This is a genomic window from Sagittula sp. NFXS13, from assembly GCF_040148795.1.
In the GTDB taxonomy this organism is placed as follows: Bacteria; Pseudomonadota; Alphaproteobacteria; order Rhodobacterales; family Rhodobacteraceae; genus Sagittula; species Sagittula marina.
Genome location: NZ_JAGEMH010000013.1, coordinates 85975 through 98654, shown reverse-complemented (window position 1 = coordinate 98654; position 12680 = coordinate 85975). Strand labels below are relative to the sequence as shown.

Here is a 12680-nt window from a genome sequence, read left to right as displayed (position 1 = left end):
AATCGCGGGCGACCTATGGATAACATGACCAAGAAGACACCAGAGCCATTGCGCTGTTGGCGTCTCATGGAAGGACTGCGACGATGACTTACGAGCCGATCGACTATCTCCCCTATGATTTCGCCAACCGTCGACATATTGGCCCCTCACCAGAGGAAATGGCGCAGATGTTGGACGCGCTGGGCGTGGATGATCTGAACGCCCTCATCGCCCAGACCGTGCCGGACGACATTCGCTGGGAGGGTAAGCTCGACTTCGGCAAGGCGCTGTCAGAGCGGGAGGTCATCCACCGCATGCATCAGGTGGCCCAGCAGAACGAGGTGCTCGTCTCGCTCATCGGCCAAGGCTACCACGGCACCGTCACACCCCCGGCGATCCAGCGGAATATCTTGGAGAATCCAGCGTGGTACACGGCCTACACCCCTTATCAGCCGGAGATATCGCAAGGTCGTCTCGAAGCGCTCTTGAACTACCAGACCATGGTCTGCGACCTGACCGGCCTGCCTGTGGCCAATGCCTCCCTGCTGGATGAGGCCACTGCCTGCGCTGAGGCGATGACCATGGCGCTGCGCGTGGCAAAATCCAAAGCCCGCGCCTTCTTCGTTGATCAGAACTGCCACCCTCAGAACATCGCCGTGATCAAAACCCGCGCCGAGCCTTTGGATATCGAGGTCATTGTCGGTCCGGTGGACGAGCTCGACGCAACCAAGGTTTTCGGCGCGATCTTCCAATATCCCGGCACCCACGGCCATGTGCGCGACTTCACGTCCGAGATGGAGGCGCTGCACGCGGCCAAGGCCATCGGCGTGGTCAGTGCCGATCCTATGGCGCTGTGCTTGCTGAAGGAACCGGGTGCGATGGGCGCGGATATCGCCGTGGGCTCCACCCAGCGGTTTGGTGTGCCAGTCGGCTACGGTGGCCCGCACGCCGCCTACATGTCCTGCCGCGACGAGATGAAGCGCGCCATGCCGGGCCGAATCGTCGGGATCTCGATCGACAGCCACGGAAACAAGGCCTACCGCCTCGCGCTACAAACCCGTGAACAGCACATCCGCCGGGAAAAGGCGACCTCCAACGTCTGCACGGCGCAGGCGCTGCTGGCCGTCATGGCGGGGTTTTACGCGGTGTTCCACGGGCCAAAGGGCCTGCGCGCCATTGCGCAACGCATTCACCGCAAAGCCGCGCGGCTGGCCAAAGGGCTGGAGGCGGCGGGCTTCGCTGTCGAGCCAAAGAAATTCTTCGACACGATCACCGTCGACGTGGGCTTGCTGCAACGTGGCGTCCTGCAGGCGGCCGTGCGCGAAGGGCTGAACCTGCGCAGAGTCGGCAAGACCAAGGTCGGTATCACGGTAGATGAACGCACCCGGCCCCAGACCATCGAAGCCGTCTGGCGCGCCTTTGGCCTTGTCCGAAACGATGATCCACAGGAGTCCGAGTACCGTCTGCCGGAGGCTTTGATTCGGCAGTCCGACTACCTGCAACACGACGTGTTTCACATGAATCGGGCCGAGACCGAGATGATGCGCTACATGCGTCGGCTTGCCGACCGCGATCTGGCGCTGGACCGTGCGATGATCCCGCTGGGGTCCTGCACGATGAAGCTGAACGCCGCCGTGGAAATGATGCCGGTGTCATGGCGCGAATTTTCCATGATCCACCCCTACGCGCCGAAGAATCAGGCGAAGGGCTACGACGTGCTGATCCGTGACCTGTCGGATAAGCTCTGCGCCATCACGGGCTATGATGCGATCTCCATGCAGCCGAACTCTGGCGCGCAGGGGGAATATGCCGGGCTCTTGACCATCCGCGACTGGCAGCGCGCGCGCGGCGAGGGGCAGCGCAACGTGTGTCTGATCCCGGTCAACGCCCACGGCACGAATCCGGCCTCCGCGCAAATGGTCGGGTGGAAAGTTGTCGCGGTGAAATGCGATGACAAGGGTTCCATCGACCTCGACGACTTCCGTGCCAAGGCCGAGAAATACACCGACCAGCTTGCCGCCTGCATGATCACCTATCCCTCGACCCACGGCGTGTTCGAAGAGACCGTCAAACAGGTCTGTTCCATCACGCATGAACACGGCGGGCAGGTCTACATCGACGGGGCGAACATGAACGCCATGGTGGGCCTGTCGCGCCCCGGCGACCTCGGCGGCGATGTGAGCCACCTTAACCTGCACAAGACATTCTGCATTCCGCACGGCGGCGGTGGGCCGGGCATGGGGCCGATCGGGGTCAAGGCGCATCTGACGGCGCATCTGCCGGGCGATCCGCTTTCCGGCAATGGCGCAGTCAGTGCGGCGGCCTTCGGTTCCCCCTCGTTGCTGCCGATCTCTTGGGCCTACTGCCTGATGATGGGCGGCGAGGGACTGACCCAGGCCACGCGCATCGCCATTCTGAACGCCAACTACATCGCCAAGCGGTTGGAGGGCGCCTTCGACGTTCTATACCGTGGCCGCACCGGCCTGGTGGCGCATGAGTGCATTCTGGATGTGCGCGGGTTCGAAAAATCCGCCGGGGTCACGGTCGACGACATCGCCAAACGCTTGATGGACGCGGGTTTTCACGCGCCAACCATGAGCTTTCCCGTACCGGGCACCCTGATGGTTGAGCCGACGGAATCAGAAACCAAGGCCGAACTGGACCGTTTCTGTGACGCCATGCTCGCCATCCGGGCAGAGATCCGCGCCATCGAAGACGGCGATATGGACCGCGATCAGAACCCGTTGAAAATGGCGCCCCACACGATGGAAGACCTCGTGCGCGACTGGGATCGCCCCTACACGCGCGAGCAGGGATGCTTCCCGCCGGGGGCCTTCCGTGTCGACAAATATTGGCCGCCAGTGAACCGCGTGGACAACGTCTATGGCGATCGCAATCTGATCTGCACCTGCCCGCCAATGGACGCGGACATGGATGAAGCAGCGGAATAAGTGCGTTAAACCGACCTCGCCGCCAGTGCGAGGTCGGCCCGATAGCGCGCCTCTTCCTCGGCCCTCAGCCCAGCGTCCGGCAGGCGCAGAATGTAGCTGGGATGCACGGTAACCATGAGTGGAATTCCATCCTGCGTCTGCTCAAACCGCCCGCGTCTTTTCAGCAAACCCTCTCGCGTGCCGGTGAGGCTTTCCAGCGCAGTGCCGCCCATCGCGACGATCAGCGTGGGCTGAACGCGCGCAACTTCTAGGTCGAGCCACCATTTGCAGTGCTGAATTTCATCGCGGTTCGGGTTCTGGTGCAGGCGACGTTTGCCGCGCGGCTTGAATTTGAAATGCTTCACAGCATTGGTGACATAGATCCCGCCACGATCAATTCCGACCTGTTCCAAGGCCGCATCAAACACTGCCCCGGCGGGGCCGGCAAAGGGATGCCCTTTCAGATCCTCTTGATCGCCCGGTTGCTCCCCCACGATCATCAGCGCGGCGTCCAACGGCCCTTCGCCCGGCACCGGCTGAGTCGCATTTTCCCACAAAGGACAGCGCCGACAGCCCTGCAGTGCGATCAGGAACTGATCCTGGGTCTCCAGCTTGGCGGCTTGTTGGGAATGGAGCCGATCAAGGATCGGCGCGGCCCGGGCCGGGGCCAGTGTCGGCGCCTTTGCGGCCATCTCGGCCGCGCGGGCCTGAGCCGTTGCGATCATCTCGGGGATCAGATCGGCCTCAGGCAGGTTTTTCCAGTACTTCTTGGGCATCTCTGCCTGCATTGCTTTCACCTTCACCCGCGCGGGATTGAAGATCGACCGGAAATAGGTGCGCCAAAGCTCCTCGGTCGCATCGTCGGGCAAGGGTGGTTTCGTTACGCCGTCCGAAAATGTCACAGCCCCATCGTAATGCGCCGTCAGATGCGGGGTGAAAATCGTCCAGTCCATGTCGCCAAACCGCTTGGCAAAAAATGGTGCGCTCGGTTCCATGATGAAGTGCGACGGCTCAAACCAGGCGGCAAATGCACGACGGTTCGCGCCGGGCTGTGACACTTCCCGAAAGCGTACAAAGGCCGTCATCTTGTGTTTGTCCCGACTGACCTCTTTGGCCATTTTGTGCAGCCGGTCGATACGCGGATCGCCGCGGTCTGCCAGCAGGCCCTTGTCCCGTTGCAACGCATGAAGCACCGCGTAGAGACGCGCAAACCGTTCCGAATCACGGTTCCAAATGACAAGATTTGCGAGTGAAATGAATTGTTTGGACGCTGTGACCGCTTTGTCGCCTTTCGGCAGTGGTATTTTTGCGCCAAACAGATCCGCGCAGTCATCACCGAAGGACCACAGGATGTCCTCAGGCGGCGTTTCCGCCGACAACAACGTCCGCGCCGCATCCCGCCATGCGCCAAACGTCCCAACCTGCGGAAGCGAAACGCTGTGCATCAGAAGAGCGAAAGCTGTTCCGGGGGCGGCGCAAATCGCGCGCGTAAATCAACGGTGTCCGTCAAGGCACGCGGCGACCAATCGAGCGCATGAATGAAGGGTTTCGCATTTTTCAGGTTCGCGCCCATGCGCCGTAAATCGTCATACCGCAGGGTGCGATGCCGACGGGTTGTCAGAATGCGGTTCACGGTTTTGGTGCCGAAACCCGGAACCCTCAGCAGCACTTCACGCACCGCGGTGTTGACGTTGACGGGAAAAATCGTCCGGTTTGCCAAGGCCCAGGCGAGCTTTGGGTCAATCTCCAGATCAAGGTTGCCATCGTTGCGATTGGCGGTGATCTCGTCCACCTCGAATCCGTAAAACCGCATCAACCAATCCGCCTGATACAGCCGATGTTCGCGGATCAAGGGCGGCTTGACCAACGGCAGCACCTTGGACGCGTCCGGGATCGGCGAGAACGCAGAATAATACACGCGTTTCAGTTTGTAAGAGCTGTAAAGCCTTGTACTGCTTTGCAAAATAGTCGCGTCATTGGCGCCGTCCGCGCCAACGATCATTTGCGTCGACTGCCCCGCCGGCGCGAATTTCGGCGGCCGCTTTCCAGTGTGCGATTTATCTTTTTGCGCCTCTTTCAACACGCGCACGTCGGCCATGGCTCGACGGATCTGATCGGGTGACTTCTCCGGTGCGTAATCTTTGACCGCGCGATCCGTGGGCAATTCGACGTTGATCGACAGCCGGTCAGCGTAAAGACCGGCCTCCTCGATCAGTTTCGGATCTGCATCCGGAATCGTTTTAAGGTGAATGTAGCCGCGAAAATGATGTTCTTGCCGCAGTGATCGCGCAATGCGCACCATGTCGGTCATCGTGTCGTCAGGCGACCGGATAATCCCTGAGGATAGAAACAGCCCTTCGATATAGTTGCGGCGGTAGAACTCCAAGGTGAGATGAACCACTTCCTCGGGCGAAAACCGAGCACGCTCCACATTGCTGCTGACACGATTGATGCAATAGGCGCAGTCGTAAATGCAGAAATTTGTCATCAGAATCTTGAGCAGCGAAATACAGCGACCGTCCGGCGCATAGGCATGACAGATGCCCGCCCCGGTGACGCTTCCGAGGCCCTTGCCATCCCGCGAATCCCGCTTTTGCCCCCCGCTTGAGGCGCAAGAGGCGTCATATTTGGCGGCGTCCGACAGAATCGCCAATTTGTGGTCCAGAGATTTTGTGCTCATATGTTCACTCTACGTTCACATCGGTTTGCGAACAAGAGGGGAACAGTAACGGCTTTGTCAGGCGTTGTCAGGCTTCGCCGGCGCGTCGAGCAAGAAGTCAAAGAGGTCACGCAACCTGCCCCAAGTCGCCGCGTCGGAGGCGCACAACAAATAGCCTTCCTTCCCGACCAAATAGTCGGAGCCGTCAAGCATGGCCACATGTCCGCCAGCTTGCTGGATTGCGATGGCGCCCGCCGGATGATCCCAAGCGGTCATCTTGGCGAATAAAACGAAATCCGCATTGCCGGAGGCGACCATCCGTGCCTCGTGGCAAGCGCACCGAAGGGAGGTGATGCGTGCAAATTTAGGGAACGTCGCGGCAAGCTGTGCTTGCTTGTCTTTCGGGACCAGCGCAACGGGCGCAAAGCCAACGAGGTCTTCGATTGGGCCGCCTTTGGTGGTTTCCAATGTGCGACGCAGATTGCGTGGCATGACCAACTCTGTCGGGCCTCCGGCAGCGGCAGTGATGAAATCGTTAACCATCGGGTCATAGAGCAGACCGTAAACCGGCCGCCCGTACCGAAGGACGGACAGCATCACGCCAAACAGCGGCAAGCCCTTGGCATAATTCCAGGTACCGTCGACCGGGTCGATGGTGAAACAGATCTCGGCTTCGGCAATTTTCTCGAGGATTTCCGGATTCGCTGATGCATGCTCTTCCCCAACGATCAGCGCGTGGGGAAACATGGTTTGCAACGCGCGGGCAATCATAGCCTCCGCGCCTTTGTCAGCCTCCGTGACAAGGTCATGGATGCCGGTTTTCGTATCGATTTGATGCGACGACAATTTGCGAAACCTGGGCAAAATTTCCGCCTTGGCGGCCCGTCGAATGAGATTCAGGATCTGTGCGCGCTGCGCCATCGTCAGGGGGGCCGTTACCGGCACGGGAAGAGAATCGGTCATTGGGTGCGCTCCGGCATTCTGCTGCGGTTGCATCATGAAGTGACAGCGCCATCGCCGGGGTTCAAGGGCGGGGACGGCTGAATGTTGGCAAATCAGAAGGCGCAGGAGGCGTCACTCCGCCCTGCGCCTCTCGAGGCAAAAACGCCCTATTCACTGGCGCGCAGCACCTGTGCCGGACGCACGGCAAGCGGGCGCCACGCGAACATCAGGTTGGCGATCAATGTGGCGAGCACGCCGCCAGTGACGACGCCAATCGCATTTGGCCAGACGACGGAGAAAGTTGTGTCCATCACGAATGTCATGATCGCCCAACCGCCGAGGATGCCAGCCCCCAGGGCCACCAATCCTGCGCTTGCGCCCAGCAAGGCAGAGCGCAGGGCGAAACTCTGCAATATCTTTGATCGGGACGCGCCCAGCGTTTTCAACACGGCTGATTCATATGTACGCGCGGTTTCTCCCGCCGCTGCCGCTCCGATCAGCACGAGGAAACCTGTTACCAAGGTGGCAGCAGCCCCCCAACGGACCGCCGTGGCGATGCCGTCAACCAATTCGGACACGCGGTCGATCGCATCGCGCACCCGGATCGCGGTGATATTGGGGTAGGCGTCGGCGAGATCGCGCAGGATCTGCGCTTCGGCCTGAGGTTCTGCGTAAACGGTGGAAATGAAGGTATGCGGCGCAGCAGAGACCGCTGCCGGATTCAAGGTCATGACAAAACCAATCCCCGCGGTTGAAAAATCCACTTCGCGGAAGGACGTGATCGTCGCGGTGATGTCGCGGCCGAGGATGTTGATCGTGATCGTATCACCCAGAGAGAGCCCGATTTCTTCTGCTTCCTCTGCTGCGAAACTGACCTGGGGTGGTCCGGTGTAGTCCTTGGGCCACCACTCTCCCGCGGTTACTGTGGTGCGACTGTCAGGCTGGGCAGCGTAGGTGATGCCCCGGTCCCCGCGCACGACCCAGTGACCGCCGGCGACCTCCTGGGCAGACCTGTCATTTATTCGCGTGACGATGCCGCGCATCATCGGGGCGCTGTCGACGCGGCTTACAGCGGGATCGTTTTCCACACGATCCCGGAACCCGTCGATCTGATCCTTTTGGATATCAACAAAGAAATAGGAGGGCGCACGTTCCGGCAGCTCTCGCTGGATAGCCTGCCTGAAATTGCCATCGATTTGTCCGATTGCGGCAAGAACGGCCAGTCCAAGACCCAGTGACAGAACCACGGCAGATGCGCTTTCCCGTGGTCCGCCGATGCTGGACACAGCCCATCGAAGTGCTGGGCGCCCCCGCGTGATGCGCGTGGCGCGCCGCGCGGCGCGTTGGATAAGCCACGCGGCACCGGCCAACAAGATCAGTGCGCCGAGTATGCCGCCAGCGGTTGCAAACGTCAGGCGCGCGTTGCCGGAAAACACCGCTGCCGTGCCCACCAATCCGATGACCAGAATAACCGTGGCGACGATGTATCGCGGTCCGGGCAGAACCTTCGCACCGGACAAAGCATCACGGAACAACGTTGCGGCGCGAACCTCCTCTGCGCGGGCAAGTGGCCACAGGGTGAAGAGCAACGCCGTGAGGGTCCCGTAAAGCGCGGCCTCGATCAGGGGTGCCGGATAAAGGGTGAAAATTGTCGGGATGGGTAAGGCTGTGGCGATGATCGGGGACAGCAGCAACGGTATACCGGCGCCGAGGATCAAACCCATCACAATGCCAAGCACGGACAGAACGCCAATCTGTAGAAAATACGTCATGAAAATCGTTTGCCGTGTTGCCCCAAGCGTCCGCAAAGTCGCGATGACGGAGGTCTTGTTGGCGAGGTACGCCCTCACCGCTGCTGACACGCCGATGCCGCCGACGGCCAAGCCGGACAGCCCGACCAGCACAAGGAAACTGCCCAGGCGGTCCACGAAACGCGCAATTCCAGGCGCACCGCGGCGAGAATCGCGCCATCGCAAACCGCTCGACTCGTATTTGGCCTCTGCGTCTTGGCGTGCCAGATCAAGATCCGTGCCCTCGGGCAACAGCAAACGGTATTCCGTTTCGAACAGCGAACCGGGCGCCAGCAAGCCTGATCCGTCCAAATCGTCGGTCCTAACCAGCGTCCTTGGTCCCAACCCGAACCCGTCTCCCGCGTCATCCGGCTCCGTCACGAGAATAGCGCGTAGGGTGAAATCCGCCTCGCCAAGGCGAAATGTGTCGCCCGGCGACAGCGCAAGCCGATCCGCGAGAACCGGGGCCATCACGGCGCCGCGTTCTGCCAACGCTTCATCCAACGATATGGCGGGGTTCAGCGCAACCGAGCCCAGCAAAGGATAGGCCGCGTCGACAGACTTTACTTGTGTAAGGCCTCTTTCGGTTTCGCCATTCCGCGTGACCGTCGCCATTGATCTGAAATCAGTGATTTCAGACATCTTGGTCGAAATATCGTCGAGGTAGGCGCGCTCCTCGTCATTGGCGAAACGATAGGTGAATTCAGCTTGTGCATCGCCGCCCAGCAGGACTGCGCCTTGGTCCTGAAGGCCGGCTTGAATGGCTGACCGGACGGATCCGACACCGGCGATGGCCGCGACCCCAAGGGCCAAGCAGGCAAGGAAAATGCGAAAGCCGGACAGGCCGCCGCGCAGTTCCCGGCGGGCGAAACGGGCGGACGTCTTGAAACTCATTCGGCAGCCTGTGTCGCGGTGGCCTCAGCGTCAATCAAGCCGTCTCGCAAGGGAATGGTCCGGTCGCAAAGCGTGGCCAGCTCAGGCGCGTGGGTCACGAGCACGAGGGTTGCCCCGTGTTCGCGCGACAGGTCGAACAGCAGATCGGTGATGGCCTGACCATTGGCCCCATCGAGGTTCCCCGTCGGTTCATCCGCGAGCAGAATGCGCGGCTGCGGCGCCAAGGCCCGCGCAAGCGCCACGCGTTGTTGTTCCCCGCCGGATAGCTGCGCCGGATAGTGATCGCCGCGATGGCCCAGGCCAACCTTGTCCAGCATGGCTTGCGCGCGACCAAACGCATCGGCCTTGCCCGCCAGTTCCAACGGCGTGGCAACATTCTCCAGAGCGGTCATTGTGGGAATAAGGTGAAAGCGTTGAAAGACCACGCCCATGTTGTCGCGCCGAAACCTGGCCAACGCATCTTCGTCCATGTCCGTCAGATCTTGGCCAAGCGCCAGGACCGCGCCTGAGGTCGCACGCTCCAACCCGCCCATGATCATCAGCAGCGACGACTTGCCAGAACCGGAGGGGCCAATCAGGCCAAGCGTCTCTCCGGCAGCAACGTCCAGCGAAATGCCGTGAAGGATTTTCACCATCCCGGCATTGCCCCTGAGGCTCAGAGTGACATCTTGGAGAGAGAGAACAGGTTCGGTCATGAAAGGCTCCGCGATGTGGTCAGTATTCAGATATGGTGTTTTTCGCGGATGCAGCAAGGCAGCACTGGTCGGCTTGGTAACGATTGGGTTGACAACACCGGCGATGACACGTGCCGATACGGTGCATTTGTTGGCGTTGGGCGACAGTCTGACGCAAGGCTATGGGCTGCTTGAAGACGAAGGTTTCGTGCCCCAGCTGCGGGAATGGCTGACGGAGCGCGGCCATGATGTCAGGATCGTGAACGGCGGCGTGTCCGGAGACACGACTGCTGGCGGCTTGTCACGGGTTGAATGGTCGCTGACGCCGGAAATAGAGGGTATGATCGTCACGCTTGGCGGCAACGACTTGTTGCGTGGCATTGATCCGGCGGTCTCTCGCGCCAACATTGAAGGCATTCTGCAAGTGGCCGAGGCGCAGGATGTTGACGTCCTTTTGATCGGCATGACCGCGCCGGGAAACTATGGCGCTGATTACAAGGCTGATTTTGAACGGATTTACCCGGAACTCGCCGAGGGCTATGGCACACTCTACCTTGATAATTTTTTCGCAGGGGTCTTGCAGGATGGGGAGATGCCAGCAGACATCGGCAACGTTATGCAAAGCGACGGCATCCATCCGAACGCCTTGGGCGTAAAGCAAGTTATCGAGGCCGTCGGACCAAAGGTCGAAGATTTGATTGCGCGGATTGAAGGGTGATTCAGACCGCCGCGTTCTCTCGACCCGGCATTTGCGGTGGCAAAGTCCAGCTGTACAGCAGAAAAGCAAAGCCCAGAACGACTGACAGGCTGAGGTAAAGTCCGAATGCGGCCATTGGCGGAACGCTAGCCACGGCCCAAGCGGCAACCCCAACGAGGGTACCCAGAATACTGCTGAACATGAAAGCGATTATAGCCATGATAAAACCTCTTGCCCGATCATACGCGCCAAATCGTTAACGCGAGATGAACTTATCAGGGCCTTTGCTGGGCGATTTTGCGTCTCTAAGGGCGCGCAGCGCAAAACCGGGCGCACGTATTACCATCTGCCGCATGATCGCGCCGTATTCTGTTTCTCCCGCCAGCAGCCTCAAGTATTCCGACTTCAGGGTTTTGGAGCGCCGAAAGCTTTGGATAAAAGTCGGACGCAGGGCTTCGCGGAACATGATCTGACGCAGGACGCGCGCTTGTTTGAGGCTGGAGTGGATAGGCTTCAGGGACCGTTTGTATCGCTTCAATGCTGACTGCGGGGCTTGATTGGCTAAGGCCTGCGCGACCGCGATGCCAGCCAGTTCTCCGCTGCGCATGGCGTGGGCGATGCCCTCTCCCGTAATCGGGTCCACCAGACCCGCGGCATCTCCGGCCAACAGAACACAGCCCTTTCCCGGCGTCGCGCGAAAGCCGCCGAACGGCAAGAATTGCCCCTTCACCTTCAGCGGCTCAGTCACGCCAAGCTGCTCAAGATACGCGGCCATTTTAGCCTTCATATCAGCGTTGCGGTGCATCACGCCGCCAACACCAATCGTGGTGCCGCCGGTTTTCGGGAACTGCCAACCATAGCCCCATTCAGCTGCACCAAAGTCAATGCGCAGCGGCACATCCGTTGCGGGCCCGGGACGCTCCACTTCCAGGGCAAAGCCAATTTGCTTCCGATCGAATGCTTCCCCAAACAGTAACTTGGCTGTCGGACTGTTCACCCCATCCGCCGCGATAATGACAGGCGCCACCAGTCGAATCTTCGGTAAATCCACAGCAGTGGCATCCAGATCGAGCGTGCCAGATTGCCCGGTGAAGTCTTCGACACCCGCCTCGACGGCAAGCCGCACTAGGTAAGCGTCGAGATCATGCCGCATACACAGGTGGATCGGCGGTGCATCTTCTCCGGCCTCAAGATTTTGACCGAAAGCGTAAAACTCGAAAGACTTCCGTTTCTCCAACGGAATTTCCGGCATGGTTTTGCCGAAAATCCGAGCGTAATGGCCGATCGCACGTCCGGTCAGGCCACCACCGCATAACTTGTCCCGAGGAAAGTCATGCTTGTCGATCAGAGCGGTCCGCAGACCATTTCTCAAGGCAGTACACGCAGCTGCGGTGCCCGCGGGACCCGCTCCGATCACAATAAGATCGAATGATCGCGTCGGCCGTCCTGTCACAGAACCGTAACTTTGGTTCCTACGGGTACGCGCGGATACAGGTCCTGGACATGCTCATTGATCATCCGAACGCACCCGTTGGATACAGAGCGCCCGATAGAGCGGGGCGACGTTGTGCCGTGGATTGCGTTGTAGGTGTATCGACCGTCGCGATAGAGATACAGGGCGCGTGCACCAAGCGGGTTACCCGGACCACCCGGCTGGACATAGTCGTTGTCGATGAATTTGCTGTAGGACTGCGGATCGCGTTCGATCATCGCGTTGGTCGGACGCCACGTCGGCCACTCTTTCTTGCCACCGACGTAAAATTCACCGGATATCGCTTGACCCGCCTTGCCGAAACCAACCCCGTAACGCATCGCCGAGCCAGGCTGGTCAATGTAATACAGGAAGTGCGCGCGCGGCAGAATCAGGATTTGGCCCGTCGCCGCGTCCGGCTTCATCCCCACGCGCTGGGGTTTGAACATGGGATCGACCTCAAAGGCGAGGGCGGGGGTAGCAAGCGTCGCTGCTGCTGCGGCGACAAATGTACGACGGCTGATCATGGCGACACTCATCTATTAGTTTATCTTAGACATGTGGCCTCTGGCCGGTCGAAAAGCAATCCCGGCTTCCGGGTGAGAGGGGTCACAAGGGCGTGGGGGGTGTGTTTCATGTGGCGT

The 12680-nt window shown here is 60.2% G+C and carries 10 protein-coding genes; 2 read left to right on the top strand and 8 right to left on the bottom strand.

Annotated elements, in window-relative coordinates:
- Positions 1–83 precede the first annotated feature (83 nt).
- On the top strand, positions 84–2930 hold the full coding sequence (gene gcvP, locus J4E08_RS19415; protein WP_349539889.1) for an aminomethyl-transferring glycine dehydrogenase: 2847 nt from the start codon (positions 84–86) through the stop codon (positions 2928–2930).
- A 5-nt stretch (positions 2931–2935) separates the two neighbouring features.
- On the opposite strand, the gene J4E08_RS19410 is transcribed toward gcvP, so the two are convergent.
- The 5 genes from J4E08_RS19410 to J4E08_RS19390 all read right to left on the bottom strand — a co-directional run bounded on the left by J4E08_RS19410 (position 2936) and on the right by J4E08_RS19390 (position 9889).
- On the bottom strand, positions 2936–4354 hold the full coding sequence (locus tag J4E08_RS19410) for a UdgX family uracil-DNA binding protein (protein WP_349539888.1): 1419 nt from the start codon (positions 4352–4354) through the stop codon (positions 2936–2938).
- Entirely contained in the window at positions 4354–5589 is a 1236-nt protein-coding gene (locus J4E08_RS19405) for a putative DNA modification/repair radical SAM protein (protein WP_349539887.1), read from the bottom strand. Before J4E08_RS19405 ends, J4E08_RS19410 begins: the two co-directional genes overlap by 1 nt.
- Before the next feature lie 57 nt (positions 5590–5646).
- On the bottom strand, positions 5647–6531 hold the full coding sequence (locus J4E08_RS19400) for an inositol monophosphatase family protein (RefSeq protein ID WP_349539886.1): 885 nt from the start codon (positions 6529–6531) through the stop codon (positions 5647–5649).
- A gap of 146 nt (positions 6532–6677) precedes the next feature.
- Positions 6678–9194 (bottom strand): ABC transporter permease, encoded by a 2517-nt coding sequence (locus J4E08_RS19395; RefSeq protein ID WP_349539885.1) that lies wholly within the window; start codon positions 9192–9194, stop codon positions 6678–6680.
- Positions 9191–9889: an ABC transporter ATP-binding protein gene (locus J4E08_RS19390; RefSeq protein ID WP_183969108.1), complete on the bottom strand. Its 699-nt coding sequence runs from the start codon at positions 9887–9889 to the stop codon at positions 9191–9193. Before J4E08_RS19390 ends, J4E08_RS19395 begins: the two co-directional genes overlap by 4 nt.
- A 13-nt stretch (positions 9890–9902) precedes the next feature.
- Between J4E08_RS19390 and J4E08_RS19385 the strand changes: the two genes are divergently transcribed.
- Complete coding sequence (locus J4E08_RS19385) at positions 9903–10586, top strand: arylesterase (protein ID WP_502949299.1); 684 nt, start codon at positions 9903–9905, stop codon at positions 10584–10586.
- A 1-nt stretch (position 10587) separates the two neighbouring features.
- On the opposite strand, the gene J4E08_RS19380 is transcribed toward J4E08_RS19385, so the two are convergent.
- The 3 genes from J4E08_RS19380 to J4E08_RS19370 are packed head-to-tail and all read right to left on the bottom strand — an operon-like array spanning position 10588 to position 12563.
- Entirely contained in the window at positions 10588–10785 is a 198-nt protein-coding gene (locus tag J4E08_RS19380; protein ID WP_349539883.1) for a hypothetical protein, read from the bottom strand.
- A gap of 36 nt (positions 10786–10821) precedes the next feature.
- Positions 10822–11982, bottom strand: coding sequence for a geranylgeranyl reductase family protein (locus J4E08_RS19375; protein ID WP_349539882.1), 1161 nt, complete (start codon positions 11980–11982; stop codon positions 10822–10824).
- A gap of 32 nt (positions 11983–12014) precedes the next feature.
- Positions 12015–12563: a L,D-transpeptidase gene (locus J4E08_RS19370; protein WP_183969105.1), complete on the bottom strand. Its 549-nt coding sequence runs from the start codon at positions 12561–12563 to the stop codon at positions 12015–12017.
- Positions 12564–12680: the final 117 nt, after the last annotated feature.